At 44.5% G+C, this 16,679-nt stretch carries 12 protein-coding genes; 10 read left to right on the top strand and 2 right to left on the bottom strand.

Annotated features, from left to right (window positions below):
- The first annotated feature begins 155 nt into the window (after nt 1–155).
- From TY49_RS11205 to pyrE, 8 genes are read left to right on the top strand one after another with little or no spacing between them, the layout of a single operon-like run.
- Nucleotides 156–1,100: an aspartate carbamoyltransferase catalytic subunit gene (locus tag TY49_RS11205; RefSeq protein ID WP_041966003.1), complete on the top strand. Its 945-nt coding sequence runs from the start codon at nt 156–158 to the stop codon at nt 1,098–1,100.
- Nucleotides 1,063–2,346, top strand: coding sequence for a dihydroorotase (gene pyrC, locus TY49_RS11200; RefSeq protein WP_041966002.1), 1,284 nt, complete (start codon nt 1,063–1,065; stop codon nt 2,344–2,346). Before TY49_RS11205 ends, pyrC begins: the two co-directional genes overlap by 38 nt.
- A complete protein-coding gene (locus TY49_RS11195; protein WP_041966001.1) occupies nt 2,343–3,440 on the top strand; it encodes a carbamoyl phosphate synthase small subunit in 1,098 nt (365 codons plus the stop codon). Before pyrC ends, TY49_RS11195 begins: the two co-directional genes overlap by 4 nt.
- Nucleotides 3,427–6,639, top strand: a complete 3,213-nt coding sequence (gene carB / locus TY49_RS11190; RefSeq protein ID WP_041966000.1) for a carbamoyl-phosphate synthase large subunit — start codon at nt 3,427–3,429, stop codon at nt 6,637–6,639. The genes TY49_RS11195 and carB overlap by 14 nt, the downstream gene beginning before the upstream one ends.
- The gene (locus TY49_RS11185; RefSeq protein ID WP_041965999.1) at nt 6,636–7,409 is read left to right on the top strand and encodes a dihydroorotate dehydrogenase electron transfer subunit; all 774 of its coding nucleotides are present in this window, start codon (nt 6,636–6,638) and stop codon (nt 7,407–7,409) included. The genes carB and TY49_RS11185 overlap by 4 nt, the downstream gene beginning before the upstream one ends.
- Complete coding sequence (locus TY49_RS11180; protein WP_041965998.1) at nt 7,406–8,347, top strand: dihydroorotate dehydrogenase; 942 nt, start codon at nt 7,406–7,408, stop codon at nt 8,345–8,347. Before TY49_RS11185 ends, TY49_RS11180 begins: the two co-directional genes overlap by 4 nt.
- Nucleotides 8,319–9,035 carry an orotidine-5'-phosphate decarboxylase gene (gene pyrF / locus TY49_RS11175; RefSeq protein WP_041965997.1) on the top strand — a complete coding sequence of 239 codons (717 nt, stop codon included), beginning with the start codon at nt 8,319–8,321 and terminating at the stop codon, nt 9,033–9,035. The genes TY49_RS11180 and pyrF overlap by 29 nt, the downstream gene beginning before the upstream one ends.
- Nucleotides 9,032–9,667 (top strand): orotate phosphoribosyltransferase, encoded by a 636-nt coding sequence (pyrE, locus tag TY49_RS11170; RefSeq protein ID WP_041965996.1) that lies wholly within the window; start codon nt 9,032–9,034, stop codon nt 9,665–9,667. The genes pyrF and pyrE overlap by 4 nt, the downstream gene beginning before the upstream one ends.
- 99 nt (nt 9,668–9,766) lie before the next feature.
- On the opposite strand, the gene TY49_RS11165 is transcribed toward pyrE, so the two are convergent.
- Nucleotides 9,767–10,780 (bottom strand): DUF3231 family protein, encoded by a 1,014-nt coding sequence (locus TY49_RS11165; protein WP_041965995.1) that lies wholly within the window; start codon nt 10,778–10,780, stop codon nt 9,767–9,769.
- Between the two features lie 294 nt (nt 10,781–11,074).
- On the opposite strand from TY49_RS11165, the gene TY49_RS11160 reads away from it, so the two are divergent.
- Nucleotides 11,075–11,722: a DedA family protein gene (locus tag TY49_RS11160; protein ID WP_041965994.1), complete on the top strand. Its 648-nt coding sequence runs from the start codon at nt 11,075–11,077 to the stop codon at nt 11,720–11,722.
- 75 nt (nt 11,723–11,797) lie between these two features.
- On the opposite strand, the gene TY49_RS11155 is transcribed toward TY49_RS11160, so the two are convergent.
- Nucleotides 11,798–13,507, bottom strand: coding sequence for an Rqc2 family fibronectin-binding protein (locus TY49_RS11155; RefSeq protein WP_041965993.1), 1,710 nt, complete (start codon nt 13,505–13,507; stop codon nt 11,798–11,800).
- 273 nt (nt 13,508–13,780) lie between these two features.
- Here TY49_RS11155 and TY49_RS11150 point away from each other — a divergent pair, with 273 nt between their 5' ends.
- Nucleotides 13,781–16,471 carry a calcium-translocating P-type ATPase, SERCA-type gene (locus TY49_RS11150; RefSeq protein ID WP_041965992.1) on the top strand — a complete coding sequence of 897 codons (2,691 nt, stop codon included), beginning with the start codon at nt 13,781–13,783 and terminating at the stop codon, nt 16,469–16,471.
- Nucleotides 16,472–16,679 lie beyond the last annotated feature (208 nt).

The following is a 16,679-nucleotide window of genomic DNA, read 5'->3' as shown; positions in this document are numbered from 1 at the left end:
GAGAGGCTTAAAAGGGTGTTATGAGCGAACCGGCTTATTCAAGATGCACGCAACCCCGGTTTTACCGGGATTATGCCGGCAAGCTCATAGTCAAGCACCCTGTTGAACATAAAACAGGGTGCTTTTTTTCTTGAAAAAATGGAGGGGAATCAGCCATGAAATGGGATTTACTGACGACTTCACAGCTTAGTGCAACAGAAATACAGGAAATTATTTTATCCGCAAGTGAATTTGCCGGCGGGAAGATTTGGCAGCCAAAAGAGAGGCTGTTCATCAGCAATTTATTTTACGAGCCAAGCACGAGGACGAAGTCGAGCTTCGAGGTGGCTGAACGCAAGCTGGGACTTGAGGTGATCCCTTTTGAGGTCCAGACATCCAGTGTACTAAAGGGCGAAACATTGTACGACACCGTAAAAACACTTGAAGCGATTGGCACCGACGCTGTAGTCATCAGGCATAGTGCAGACAATTATTTTTCAGAACTAGAAAAAGGTATTTCAATCCCGATCATCAATGCCGGTGACGGAAAAGGGCATCATCCAACACAATCATTGCTTGACCTAATGACAATCCAGCAAGAATTCGGAAGTTTTACAGATCTTACAGTCACGATCATCGGTGATATCCTCCACAGCCGTGTCGCAAGGTCCAATGCAGATGCACTTTTGAGACTTGGAGCAAAAGTTGTTTTTTCGTGGCCTGAAGATTGGGTGAATCACAACCAGCTTCCTGCTGGCTGCTGCTATATGTCAGTAGACGAGGCGATCGAGTTGGCTGATGTGGTCATGCTCCTTCGAGTCCAGCATGAACGGCATGATGGCAAGCTTCTGTTTGATAAAAATGAGTACCATAAATCATATGGTTTAACGCTTGAAAGAGAAAAGTTGATGAAGAAGGGTAGCATTATTCTCCATCCAGCACCGGTCAATCGCGGCGTCGAAATTGCAGATGAATTAGTTGAAAGTCAGAAGTCACGGATTTTTAAACAAATGGAAAATGGTGTGTACATTAGGATGGCAGTATTAAAAAGAGCACTTGAAAATAGGAATGGGGGAATGGAATATGTCGATGCTAATCAAAAATGGCAAACTAGTTACTGAAAACGGGTTTGAATCAGTAGATATTTTAATAGAAAACGGAAAAATCATAAAAGTTGGCCCTGAAATCTCTGCAGATGCTAAGCAAATTATTGATGCAGAAGGTAAGCTGGTTGCGCCTGGGTTGGTTGACCTGCATGTTCATCTGCGCGAGCCTGGCGGAGAGAAGAAAGAGACAATTGCAACAGGGACACTGGCTGCTGCTAGGGGCGGCTTCACAACAGTAGCTGCTATGCCGAACACCAGGCCTGTTCCGGACTCAAAAGAACAGATGGAATGGCTTCAGAGAAAAATTGAGGAAACATCTTCAGTAAGGGTGTTGCCATATGCCTCTATTACTGTACGTGAACTAGGTCAGGAGCTAACGAATTTTGCAGAATTAAAAGAAGCGGGTGCATTTGCCCTGACTGATGATGGAGTGGGAGTCCAGTCAGCAGGAATGATGCTTGAAGCAATGAAAAGGGCTGCAAAGCTTGATATGACAATTGTCGCACATTGCGAAGACAATACATTGATCAATAAAGGCTCTCTCCATGAGGGTAGGAAAGCTGATGAACTGGGACTCAACGGAATCCCGTCAGTGTGTGAATCTGTACATATAGCAAGAGATATCCTGCTTGCGGAAGAAGCAGGATGCCACTACCATGTCTGCCATATCAGCACGAAAGAATCTGTCAGGGCAGTCCGGGACGCAAAGAGATATGGCATAAAGGTCACAGCGGAAGTAACTCCGCATCATTTGCTTTTAAATGAAGATGACATAACCGGAAATGATGCCAATTATAAAATGAATCCACCACTTAGAAGCAAGGCGGACCAAGAGGCATTAATTGAAGGACTGCTTGACGGGACAATCGATTTTATCGCCACTGACCACGCACCGCATACGATCGAGGAAAAAGCAGAGGGAATCCAGCTAGCGCCTTTTGGGATTGTCGGGCTTGAAACAGCGTTCCCGCTCTTATATACGCATATGGTCAAAACAAACATCATTACCTTAAAACAGTTGCTTGAGTTTTTGACTGTCAAACCAGCGAAAGCATTCGGATTGCCTTATGGAGAGCTGAAAGCTGGCGCACCGGCCGATGTGATATTGGTTGATCTTGATGAAGAAAAGGAAATCAATCCAGATGAATTTTTATCAAAAGGAAAGAATACACCATTTGCAGGCTGGAGTTGCACGGGTTGGCCAGTAATGACGATTGCTGAAGGAAAAATAGTCTGGGAAAAGGGAGTTGTGAGCGTATGAAGAAGCAGTTGATCTTAGAGGATGGCACGGTATTTGTTGGAGAAGGCTTTGGAAGTGAGACGGCGACGATTGGGGAAGTTGTCTTCAACACAGGAATGACTGGCTACCAGGAAATCCTGTCAGATCCATCATACTGCGGGCAAATTGTCACCCTGACATATCCGCTAATCGGAAATTATGGAATCAACCGAGATGATTTTGAATCAATCAGTCCTGCTGTCCGGGGGCTCGTCGTGAAGGAAAATGCCGAGTATCCATCCAACTGGCGCTCAGAACTGTCTTTGGACGCTTATCTTAAAATGAAAGACATTCCGGGCATAGCTGGAATTGATACTAGAAAGCTAACAAAAATCATTCGTAAACACGGAACCTTGAAGGGTTCAATTTGCGGGATCGATGAAAATCCCCAGGAGATTATTGCGGCTCTTGAAAGCAGAACCCTGCCGAACAATCAGGTGATGGAAGTATCAACGAAAACAGCTTATCCGAGTCCAGGTCGCGGCCACAGAGTTGTCCTTGTTGATTTTGGCCTAAAGCATGGGATTTTGAGAGAACTGAATGACCGTAATTGTGATGTGGTTGTCGTCCCTTACAATACGACTGCCCAAGAAATTCTCAGTCTGAGCCCGGATGGCATCATGCTGTCAAATGGACCTGGGGACCCGAAGGATGTTCCAGAAGCAATCGAAATGATTCAGGGCTTGCTGGGCAAGGTTCCATTGTTCGGGATTTGTCTCGGCCACCAGCTGTTCGCACTTGCCTGCGGTGCAAATACAGAGAAAATGAAATTCGGACATCGCGGCTCAAACCATCCTGTGAAGGATTTGCGAACAGGGAAAGTAGCGATGACCTCGCAAAACCATGGATATACAGTTACTGAAGACTCTGTCGCAGGGACCGAGCTTGAGGTTACACATATAGCTTTAAATGATGGAACGGTTGAGGGTCTTGCCCATAAAACCGCGGCGGCATTCACTGTCCAATATCACCCGGAAGCGTCACCAGGACCGGAGGATGCGAACGGATTGTTCAACCAATTCATCGAGCTAGTAAAAGCAGAAAAAAAGGAGGCTGTCACAAATGCCAAAGCGTAAAGATGTTAACAGTATTTTAGTCATAGGATCAGGACCGATCATCATCGGCCAGGCAGCAGAATTCGATTATGCAGGAACACAGGCGTGCATCGCTTTGCGTGAAGAAGGCTATAAGGTAATCCTCGTTAACTCGAACCCTGCTACAATCATGACTGACACAGAAATTGCGGATGTTGTATATATAGAACCTCTTACCCTTGATTTTGTCGCAAGGATCATCCGAAAGGAGCGTCCGGATGCCATCCTGCCTACTCTGGGAGGACAAACAGGATTGAACCTGGCTGTTGAGCTTGCCAATGCAGGAGTGTTGGAGGAATGCGGCGTCGAAATCCTTGGTACAAAGCTTGATGCAATCAACCAGGCAGAAGACAGGGAGTTATTCAGGAACCTGATGAACGAGCTCGGACAGCCGGTCCCTGACAGCGACATCATCCACAATCTTGAAGAGGCTTATACCTTTGTGGAAAGAGTCGGATATCCAGTGATTGTCCGCCCTGCTTTTACGATGGGAGGCACTGGGGGCGGTATCTGCAGCAATGAAAAAGAATTGATTGAGATTGTGTCGAGCGGAATTAAAAATAGCCCCGTAGGTCAATGCTTGCTTGAAAAGAGCATTGCCGGGTTCAAGGAAATTGAATATGAAGTGATGCGTGACAGCAATGATAACGCCATTGTAGTCTGCAATATGGAAAACTTCGATCCGGTTGGAGTCCATACAGGAGATTCGATTGTCGTGGCACCGAGCCAGACATTAAGTGACCGCGAATACCAGCTGCTGAGGAATGCCAGCCTGAAAATCATCAAGGCCCTGAAAATCGAAGGTGGCTGCAATGTCCAGCTCGCACTTGACCCTGACAGCTTTAACTATTATGTAATCGAAGTGAATCCACGAGTCAGCCGATCCTCTGCCCTTGCATCGAAAGCGACGGGCTATCCAATTGCCAAGCTTGCAGCGAAAATCGCTGTTGGATTGACACTTGATGAAATGCTGAACCCTGTGACGGGTAAAACATATGCTTGCTTCGAGCCTGCGCTTGATTATGTTGTAACAAAGATCCCACGCTGGCCATTCGATAAATTCGAATCAGCAAACCGGACACTTGGAACGCAAATGAAAGCAACCGGTGAAGTTATGGCAATCGGCCGTACTTTCGAAGAGTCACTGCTAAAAGCAATTCGTTCGCTGGAAGCCGATGTGATCCACCTTTCTTTGAACAATCAAAGCGAAATCAACGATGAATTGCTTGAAAAGAGAATCCGCAAAGCTGGTGACGAGAGATTATTTTACCTGGCAGAGGCAATCAGAAGAGGCATTTCCATTGAAACTCTTCACAGCTGGAGCAAAATCGATTTATTCTTCCTTCATAAATTAGAGAGATTAATAGCTTTTGAGCAAGAGCTTGCTGAAAAGAAGTTTGATCTGGAAACAGCCAAATCAGCAAAGCAGAAAGGATTTGCCGATAAGGTAATTGCCGATCTGTGGGATGTCGAAGAATTGGAAGTATACCAATGGCGGCTTGAAAACAATCTGACCCCTGTTTTCAAAATGGTCGATACTTGTGCCGCTGAGTTCGAGTCGGAAACTCCATACTTCTATAGCACATATGAAGAAGAAAATGAATCAGTAGTGACAGAAAGAAAAAGCGTCATTGTACTGGGATCCGGCCCAATCAGGATCGGTCAGGGCATCGAATTCGATTATGCAACTGTTCACTCGGTCAAAGCGATTAAAGAAGCAGGTTATGAGGCAATCATCGTCAATAACAACCCTGAAACGGTCTCTACGGATTTTAGCATCTCAGATAAATTGTATTTCGAACCGTTAACCATTGAGGATGTCATGAACATTATCAATCTCGAAAATCCAATTGGCGCTGTCGTCCAATTCGGAGGCCAAACTGCGATTAACCTGGCTTCAAAGCTTGTTGACAGGGGAGTGAAGATTCTTGGAACAAGCCTTGAGGACCTGGACCAGGCTGAGGATCGCGACAAGTTTGAACACGCCCTTTCTAAGCTTGAAATCCCGCTTCCGAAGGGAAGCACGGCAAAGTCTGTCGAAGAAGCAGCGTTGATTGCAGCTGATATTGGCTACCCGGTTCTTGTCCGCCCATCCTATGTTCTCGGCGGCAGGGCAATGGAAATTGTCTATAAAGAAGACGAACTTCTGCATTATATGAAAAACGCAGTAAAAGTCAATCCGGAATATCCGGTGCTGATTGACCGTTATCTGACTGGAAAAGAAGTGGAGGTCGATGCGATTTCCGATGGTAAAAACGTTCTGATACCGGGAATCATGGAACATATCGAAAGAGCTGGCGTCCATTCGGGTGATTCAATCGGTGTCTATCCGCCACAAAGCCTTAGCGTGGAAATTAAACAGAAGCTGGTGAACTATACAATCGATCTTGCAAGAGGGCTGAACATTGTCGGTTTGCTAAATATTCAATATGTCATTGCAAATGAAGAAGTCTATGTGCTCGAGGTAAACCCGCGCTCTAGCCGTACGGTACCATTTCTGAGCAAAATCACGCATGTTCCGATGGCGAAAATCGCTACGAAGGTCATCCTTGGCCAGAGCCTGCCTGAGCAAGGCTACGAAACCGGTCTTGTACCTGAGCAGGATGGAGTTTTTGTTAAGGTACCAGTGTTCTCTTTTGAAAAATTACGCCGCGTAGACATCACGCTCGGACCAGAAATGAAGTCTACCGGGGAAGTTATGGGCAAAGATACAACACTGGAAAAGGCTTTATATAAAGGCATGATCGCTGCCGGTATGAAAATAAAAGAATTCGGGACAGTCCTGCTTACAGTCGCAGATAAGGATAAAGAAGAAACATTGGCACTTGCGAAGAGATTCTCGAACATTGGCTATCAATTGATGGCGACAGAGGGTACAGCTAAATATCTCCAGAATGCCGGCATTAAGGTGAAAACCGTCGGAAAAATCGGCTCAGAAGGACCAAACCTGATTGATGTAATCAGAAAAGGAGAAGCACAGATGGTCATCAATACGCTGACAAAAGGCAAGCAGCCTGAACGAGATGGGTTCAGGATCCGTCGCGAATCTGTGGAAAATGGTGTGCCTTGCCTGACTTCACTTGATACTGCAAAAGCGATATTAAGAGTCATTGAATCTATGACATTTTCAGCTGATGCCCTAAAGCCGATGAAGTCGGCCAAAGAAGGTGTGCTTTCATGATCAGGCAGGAAAACTGCAAGATAGTCAGCAACAGACCAATTGCAGATAACATCTTTGAACTAGTCCTGGAAGGTGAGCTTTCAGCTGAAATGGCACAGTCCGGACAGTTTGTACATGTAAAGGTGGCAGACGGATTCGATCCGCTGCTGCGCAGGCCGATAAGCATCGCTTCAATCAATGATGGATCATTCACGATTATTTACCGCAGGCAGGGAAAAGGAACCTCCCTGCTTGCCGATAAATCCATAGGAATAAGTGTCGATGTCCTCGGACCATTAGGCAATGGCTTTCCTGCGGATGAAGCGAAGCCGGGACAGACAGCTGTCCTGGTAGGCGGCGGCGTAGGTGTTCCACCGATGTATGAGCTTGCTAAGCAGCTGGCCCGTAAAGGGGTAAACGTCATAAGCATTATCGGATTCCAGTCATCAAATGCTGTTTTTTACGAAAAAGAGCTGGCTGAATTCGGGGAAGTTTATGTGGCGACTGTTGATGGATCATATGGAAGAAAAGGATTTGTCACTGATATTCTTGATGGATTAGAGGGTCAAGCAGATATTGTCTTTGCTTGCGGTCCGACACCGATGTTGAGGGCAATCGAGAATGGTGCATATGCACCGAAAACATACTTATCGCTAGAAGAGCGGATGGGGTGCGGGATTGGAGCATGCTTTGCATGTGTCTGCCATACGAAGGATGATCCACAAGGCTTTTCATATAAAAAGGTCTGCAGCGATGGGCCAGTTTTCCAAGCAGGGGAGGTTGTCATATGAGTTCGCTATCCATTCAGCTGCCAGGGCTCAATTTGAAGAACCCGGTAATGCCGGCTTCAGGATGCTTTGGTTTTGGGAGAGAGTTCAGCCAATTATATGATTTGAGTGGGCTTGGGGCAATTATGATTAAAGCGACTACTCCTGAACCGCGATTCGGGAATCCAACTCCAAGAGTTGCCGAGACGCCAGGCGGAATGTTGAATGCAATTGGCCTGCAAAACCCTGGACTCGAAAAGGTCTTTAATGAAGAGCTTCCTTGGCTTGAGCAGTTTGATGTGCCAATCATGGCGAACATCGCTGGTTCAACAGAGGATGATTACGTAAAAGTAGCAGAACAATTATCGAAGGCTCCGAATGTCCATGCACTTGAACTAAACATATCATGTCCAAATGTCAAAACAGGCGGGATCGCATTTGGCACGGACCCGGAGATGGCCAAGGCACTTACCCGAAAGGTAAAAGAAGTGTCTGAAGTGCCTGTGTATGTGAAGCTTTCTCCCAATGTATCTGACATTGTCAAGATCGCCAGGGCAGTTGAGGAAGGCGGTGCGGATGGACTTACGATGATCAACACTTTACTTGGCATGAGGATCGACCTTATGACAGGGCAGCCGATTCTTGCGAATAAAACCGGCGGCTTGTCAGGGCCTTCCGTGAAGCCAGTCGCCATCAGGATGATCTATGAAGTCAGCCAGCGCGTATCGATCCCGATCATTGGAATGGGAGGAATTCAATCCGCTGAAGATGTCATCGAGTTTTTCCTTGCCGGTGCAAGTGCTGCTGCAGTTGGAACACAGAACTTTGTTGATCCATTTATTTGTCCCAAAATCATAGAGGAATTACCGGAGATGCTAGCAAAGATGGGAGCAGACCATATTTCGGAGTTAACGGGAAGGAGCTGGAAGAAGAATGAAAGACTCGCTTATTATCGCCCTTGATTTCCCTGGAAAAAGCCAGGTCATGGAATTCCTGAAGCCTTTTGAGCAGGAACAGCTATTTGTGAAGGTCGGAATGGAGCTTTTTTATGCGGAAGGACCGTCAATCATTGAGGAGTTAAAGAAGCAGAATCATAAAATCTTTCTTGACCTGAAACTCCATGACATTCCTAATACGGTAAAAAGTACGATGAAGTTGCTCGCTGGACTGGAATGTGACCTTGTCAATGTCCATGCTGCTGGAGGTTCAGAAATGATGAGCGCGGCACTGGAGGGACTTGAATCTGGCACAGCACCTGGACAAAAGAGACCTTACTGTATCGCAGTCACCCAGCTCACAAGCACATCTGAATGTCAGGTTAAGCAGGAACAACAAATTGTAGTAGGCTTGCAGGAATCGGTATTGAATTATGCGAAACTAGCACAAAATTCTGGCCTCGATGGGGTAGTTTGTTCTCCGCATGAAGCTGGTTTGATTCATGACAGGTTTGGCACAGACTTTATCACCGTAACCCCTGGCATCCGGCCGGCTGAAAGTGCGCTAGAGGACCAGAAGCGTACAGCTACGCCTGAATTTGCAAGGAAACAAGGTATATCCGCAATCGTTGTCGGCAGACCGATTACACGTGCCGCCAATCCCCTTGAGAGCTACCTGGCGATTAAAAGTGAATGGAAGGGTGTATATCAATGAAAAAAGAAATAGCAGAAGCATTGCTTGAAATTGAAGCCGTCAGCCTACAGCCGGATCAGCCGTTTACATGGTCTTCCGGCCTGAAATCCCCTATCTATTGTGATAACCGTCTGACTCTGTCATACCCGGCAGTTCGCAGGAAAGTAGCTGAGGGACTTAAAAACTTAGTTTCTGAGCATTTTCCTGAAGCAGAAATGGTCGCAGGAACGGCTACTGCCGGAATCCCGCATGCAGCTTGGGTGAGCGAACTGCTTGATTTGCCAATGAGCTATGTTCGCTCGAAAGCAAAGGGACACGGAAAAGGGAATCAGATAGAAGGAAAGGTGACCGAAGGCCAGAAGGTCGTCGTTGTTGAGGATTTAATCTCAACAGGAGGCAGTGTTATTGAAGCAGTTGAGGCATTGCGAGAAGCAGGCTGCGAAGTACTCGGGGTTGTTTCGATTTTTACATATGAACTAGAGAAAGGAAGGCAGCAGCTTAGCGCCGCTAATATCATAGCATATTCTTTGACTGACTTTACGATACTTGCAAACCTGGCAGAGGAAAAAGGGCTGATCACAAAGGAAAATCTTGATAGCCTGGCAGAATGGCGGAAGGATCCATCTGAATGGGGAGTAGCTGAGCATAAATAAATAAATAAATAAATAAATAAATAAATAACATGCAGCCATGAAAGGCTGCATGTTTTTCATATCAAATAATATAACGGTAGACCTAATGGAACTTATCAGTTACTGGCTATTGGATAACTCATCTTTATCATCGGCCATTGGTGGCCGCTCAAGCCATCCATTTTTTATTAACAGCTGAGCCCCATCTTCAGCATATAATCCGATTTCTGTGACAAGTCCTGTGTACTCCAATGCAAGATCTCGTCTTTGTGATACTGACAATCCTGCGCTATAAAATCCAACAGCTGCAGAAACTAATGTGACGATGTGGAATAACATCAGTTTGTCTGAAAATGGAGGTACAGTTGAATTGCTAACTTCTGATATCCATAAATTTGGAGAAGACAAATTGTCTTTAATTAAAAATGACCTAAAAGTCTCGAAATGTTTCTTACAGATATCTCTTCCTTTGTTAAAGTACTTCTGGAGTTCTTTTGATTGGCAGGTTTGTCCAAATCCAATTTCCAGCACAACTTTTACTGCTGTCTTTTGCATATTGAAACTAAGCCCGCTAATTTCCATTGCATTTAACGGACGCTTTTTTCCAAACCAGCCAGATAAATAACTTTTATTGTCTACAAAATCTATTTTTTCTGGACTATTGATATGTGGTGTTCTGCTATATATGCCTTTTTTTAGCATTAAGTGTACAGTTCGTTCGTATAATTCCATAGCTTCCTTATTGCATTCAATAAAATAGGTGATTTGGTCAGCACGAACTGAATTGCCTACTGCTCCGGCATAGCCTGTCATTCCATGCAATGTCATAATATGCATATATACCAACATAAAGGTATCTGAAAATAAGGGGGGAGCATTAAGGTTAATATCTTGTTCTATTGTAAAACCTTTTGGAACCGGGTAATTTTCTTGCTTCAGAAACTCTTTAATCTTTACAATATGAGGTTCGGCAAGGCTAAGGGCAAATTGAAGAATTTCCTTGATGTCTTCATCTTGTACCTTTTTAATGGAATGATTTAGTACACAAATTGTTAGTGAATCATTCATGTATTGTGTCCAAAGGTTCGCTAATTCCCCTGATGTCAGGCTAACGTTATGATTAATATCTTCCACGAAAAAACCTCCAACAATAAATCACATTTACATGTACGTATGTATTTTATAGATAATTACTAATGTGACGTTATTATTCGACGATAACTATCTTTTTATCCAATAACACTTTCTGCTTGTAATCTGTGTTTCAAGGTGAGTAGAACAATGATCAAATTTGGGTGGGTATACATTTTTAGGTACAAAAACGAATTCTGTCTGGTTCTTCCATTTGGCAAACTGACATAAGAATATGTTTCAATAGATATATAGCGAAATATTTACGTTCATGAGATCTAGTAGGGGGATAGACTAATGGATCAAACTATTCAGTTGCTGAAAAACATTGATAGTAGTCTCCACTACTATATTGATGAGTATGGGGCAGCCATTTATATACTATTGTTTTTGATTGTTTATTTTAAAACGGCTTTTGTTATCCTGACATTTTTGCCAGGGGATTCAATGGTCTTTGCGAGCGGTACTTTGGCGGCTACTGGAGATTTGGATTTTAAAAGCTTGTTTATGCTCTTTGCGATTGCAACTGTTTTGGGTGATAGCCAGAATTTCTTCATCGGCAAGCAGCTTGGGAAATTACAATCCCATAATCATTTTCTAGATCGAATCACTTCAGATAAATCGATTGGCAAAGCAAGAACTTTTCTGACTGACTATGGAAGAATAGCCATTACGGCATCAAGGTTTGTACCGCTTATGCGAACCTCGGTACCATTAGTCTCAGGCTATACAGGATATGAGTACAGAACATTTTTGAGCTACAATCTTATTGGAGGGATCGTATGGACTGCGTTCTGGTTAACCGCAGGATTTTTACTAGGAAATATAGCATGGGTAGAGAATAACTTATTCCTTACTTTATTAATGGTATCTTCTACTGCTTTCATTCCTGCCATCATCGGTTTTGTGAAACAATATAAAAAGAAAAAAGAGGCAATAGCCTGATAGCATGACAGATATGAGTTTAATGGTCAGAAAAAACAAAACCCGCCGGTGGATTACCTGGCGGGTTTCTTGATGCTAGTGTTTCAATTTCAAAATCATATCTTCATCCGGCGTGACGTATACGGTCTGCTGCTGTTCATAAATAACGAACCCAGGCTTTCCTCCGGCTGGCTTCTTCACATGACGCACCTTGGTAAAGTCGACAGGAACTGAGCTGGAATTCCGTGCTTTGCTGAAGTAGGCCGCAATCTGTGCTGCTTCGAGAATCGTTTCTTCAGATGGCTCTTTACTACGGATGACCACATGCGATCCTGGGATATCTTTTGTGTGGAGCCATATTTCATCGCGTGCAGCTACCTTGTTTGTTAAGTAATCATTTTGCTTATTATTTTTTCCGACAAGGATTTCAGTATCATCTGAAGAGCGGTATTTTTCAAGAATCGGCTTTAAGTTTTGCTTGTTCTTATTCCCTTTTTTCTGGCGGGCGCGGATATATCCGCCCTCAACCAACTCTTCCCTGATCTCTTCAATATCCTTTGGTGAAGCGGCTTCGACCTGCTGTAGGAGGGAATCGAAGTAGGAAACCTCGGCTCTGGCTATTTCAATTTGTTCTTTTACAATATTGACGGATTTCTTCGCCTTTTGATACTTGGTAAAGTATCTTTGGGCATTTTCCGAAGGTGTTTTCCTGGGCTCCAGCGGTATCGTGATTGATGCACCATCTTCGTCATAATAATTAACGACGGTTATTTCCTTCATGCCCTTTTCAACCATAAAGATGTTAGCGGTCAGCAGCTCTCCATATAATTGGTGTTGTTCTGCCTTTTTTGCATCTTCAAGAGTTTGTTCTAGTTTTAAGATTTTCTTCTCATTCTTCTCTTTTTCATTAGCGATCAGACGTTCTAGGTCATTGCCCTGCTGCTTGACGCGGTCCCGTTCCGCTTTGCCAAAATAAAAACGGTCGAGCAGGCGGCTCAGCGAATCAAAGGATTTTGCTTCACCCTTCAAATGTTCAATCGGAATCAGGTAAAATGCTTCTTTATTGCTCCCATTAGTAATGGAAGGTTTGTAGTGGTGTTCTCTGAAATCACTCATCATGGAGGTGAAGGCCTTTGGAATGGTCGAGCGGTTTGCGAGGCCAGCTTTAAAGACTATTTCTCTGGCCAATACCGGTGACACTCCAGCAAAATTTGAAACTAGCTGCTTATCGAGTTTGCCTGCATTAAAATCGATTACTCTTAGCACATCTTCTTCCTGGGCCTCAAACGGGTTCATTTTCTCCTGTTGGGGAGGCAAGACATACTCTTGACCAGGCATAATTGCCCTGTGCGTATTAACGGCAAATGAAACATGCTTGATGCTGTCAAGGATCATGTTCCTGTTTTTATCGACGATGATAATGTTGCTGTGGCGTCCCATGATTTCAACAATCAACTGTTTGTAGGAAATATCGCCTATTTCATTTCTTCCTTTTACTTCAAAAATAATCATCCGATCAAGGCCGGCCTGTTTGATATCTTCTATCATGAACCCTTCAAGGTGTTTGCGCAGAAGCATGCAGAACATTGGTGGTTCGTTAGGGTTATCATATTGCTCGTTTGTGATTTGAACTCTGGCGTAGCTCGGGTGAGCAGACAATAGCAGCTTATGGTTAACGCCATTTGCCCTCACAGCCAGGATAATTTCATTTTTATAAGGCTGGTGAATTTTATTTATTCGCCCCCCTTTTAAAAGGGAGGAAAGTTCGTTTGTGATGGCTCTTGTAAACAATCCGTCAAATGACATATGAATTACATCCTTTTCTATTTATCTGAAGCCTTGTCTGGTCTTACCAAGGCGCTTCCGCTTTTCTATTGTCCAGCTCCAGCGCCTAGCCCCTCGAGTCGCTTCGGTCCGCCCAATGAAGTCAAGGAACGACTTCACTGGTCGGCCCTCCAGCGCTTGTCAGGGCTGACCAAGGCGCTTCCGCTTTTCTATAAACATCTTATCATTTTTTTGGACAGGGCTGAATAAGCTTTCTTTAGAGTAGGACAAACAAGGAGGAAGTGTGATGGCCCCATGAAGTTCCATGAGATGAATGAAAATGAAATAGCGAGTGCCTTAAGAACAGATTTTACAGAAGGATTGGAAGAAAAGGAAGTAAAACGCAGACGTGAACAGCATGGATATAATGCATTGGCCGAGGGGGAGAAACAATCGGCCCTGTTATTATTCTTCAGCCAGTTCAAGGATTTCATGGTACTGGTGCTCCTTGCAGCAACTTTGATATCAGGCCTTCTCGGTGAAATGGTCGATGCGATCGCCATCATAGCCATAGTTCTTGTTAATGGGATTTTAGGTTTTTTCCAGGAAAGGAAGGCGGAAAAATCACTTGATGCCCTGAAAGAGCTTTCTGCTCCGCAGGTCCATGCTTTGCGAGATGGAGAGTGGACCAAGATTCCGTCAAAGGAAGTCGTACCTGGAGACATCCTTAAATTTATAAGCGGGGACAGGATTGGTGCGGATATCCGCTTGATTGAATCCAGAAGTCTGGAAATTGAAGAGTCAGCGCTTACGGGAGAGTCAGTCCCAGTGCAAAAAAACACAAGTCCGTTGAGAATTCCTAACCCGGGACTTGGTGATATGGAAAATATGGCGTTCATGGGCACGATGGTTACAAGGGGAACTGGAAGCGGTGTTGTTGTTGCTACAGGAATGAAAACAGCAATGGGCCAGATCGCTGACTTGCTCCAGACGGCCGAAACACAGGAAACACCGTTGCAGCGCAGACTGGAACAGTTGGGCAAAATCCTGATTACAGCAGCTCTTTTCTTAACACTATTGGTAGTAGGAATTGGAGTGCTTCAGGGACATGATCTATATACGATGTTCCTTGCGGGTGTCAGTTTGGCGGTAGCCGCCATTCCGGAAGGACTTCCTGCAATTGTAACTGTGGCATTGTCACTTGGTGTCCAGAGAATGATCAGGAAGAATGCGATCGTCAGGAAGCTGCCGGCTGTGGAGACACTGGGCTGTGCGTCTGTCATTTGTTCTGACAAAACAGGGACGATGACGCAAAACAAGATGACGGTCACTCATCTTTGGAGTGGCAATAAAACTTGGACAGTCGACGGTGTAGGATACTCACCGACAGGGTTGTTCTTTCATGATGATAAAAGCGTGGACCCGCAAAACGAAAAATCTCTGCAGCAGCTGCTGACATTTGGCATGCTTTGTAACCACGCTGAAATGATTGACAAAGATGGTGAGTACGCAATTGATGGTGACCCAACTGAAGGTGCTCTGCTGGTTGCCGCAATGAAAGCCGGCTACAGAAGAGAGAATTTGCTCAACCAGTTTGAAATTGTAAATGAGTTCCCATTCGATTCCCAACGAAAAATGATGAGCATGATTGTGAAAGATAATACGGGACGTAAATTCGCTGTTGTAAAAGGCGCACCGGATGTGCTGATTGGATTAAGTGATTCAATCCTTTGGGACGAAAGGCAGCAGCGCCTGACAAAAGATTTGACTTCTAAAGTCCAGGGCGCGATTGACGAGCTAGCTGGCAACGCATTAAGAACGATTGCGATTGCCTTCAAACCGATTCCTCAAAACACTGTAGTCCTTCATGAAAATGAAGCCGAAAAAGACCTGGTTTTCATCGGATTGCAAGGTATGATTGACCCGCCGCGACCTGAGGTGAAGACAGCTGTAAAAGAATGCCGGGATGCAGGGATCAAAACTGTGATGATTACTGGTGATCACGTCATTACAGCAAAGGCAATTGCGAATCAGTTAGGTATTTTAACCAAAGGCAGCAAAGTATTGGATGGAAAAGCGTTATCAGAGATGTCCGTTTCTGAGCTGGAGGATATCGTCGATGATGTCTCCGTCTTTGCGCGAGTTTCGCCAGAACATAAACTAAAGATCGTCAAGGCCCTGCAAAACAGAGGACATATCGTCGCTATGACAGGCGATGGTGTAAACGATGCACCAGCAATTAAGGCTGCAGATATTGGTGTGGCTATGGGGATCACAGGTACAGATGTAGCAAAGGAAGCTTCTTCACTCGTACTTCTCGATGATAACTTTGCCACTATTAAAGCAGCAATAAAAGAAGGCCGTAATATCTATGAAAATATCAGGAAGTTCATCAGATACCTGCTGGCTTCCAATGTTGGGGAGATACTGGTCATGCTTTTCGCGATGATCATGGGTTTGCCGCTGCCACTAGTGCCGATTCAAATTCTGTGGGTTAACCTGGTAACAGATGGTCTGCCTGCGATGGCATTAGGGTTGGACCAGCCTGAGGAAGATGTAATGAAAAGGGCTCCGCGCCATCCTAAAGAAGGGGTATTTGCCAGGGGGTTAGGCTGGAAAGTCGTTTCAAGAGGCTTCTTGATTGGATTAATGACTTTGTTCGCATTTATGATTGTCTATAATAGAAATCCGGATGACCTGGTATATGCCCAGACGATTGCATTTACTACGCTCGTGATGGCACAGCTGATCCATGTATTCGACTGCCGAAGCGAGAAATCAATCTTTGCCCGCAACCCGTTTGAGAACAAATATTTAGTTTGGGCTGTCATTTCATCGTTGGTCATGGTCCTTGGCGTTATTTATTCACCTGTCTTGCAGCCAATATTCCATACCGTTCCAATCCTGGCGGTTGACTGGTTATTAATCCTTGGCTTATCGGCAATTCCTACATTTTTGCTTGCAGGAACATTTTTTGCAAGAAAAACAAAGAGAAATATGATATAATCCGTTAGGTAATAGAGAAGGCTCTATTGCCTTTCTTTTTTTTGTAATACTTTCTTGCACTTACTGCTAAAAGTTTTATGAAAATTAATACGTTCTTGGTCTCGGGATTTCCTCTCGAGGTGAGAGCGGGAAAAAACAAGTATTAGAGATTACATAAATGAATAAGCCTGTTCCACGGGTCTACAGGAAACTCGACTTTTTAGAAGGC

Source organism: Mesobacillus selenatarsenatis SF-1, assembly GCF_000813125.1.
Classification (GTDB): domain Bacteria; phylum Bacillota; class Bacilli; order Bacillales; family Cytobacillaceae; genus Mesobacillus; species Mesobacillus selenatarsenatis.
This window is presented reverse-complemented; position numbering and strand designations above follow the sequence as displayed.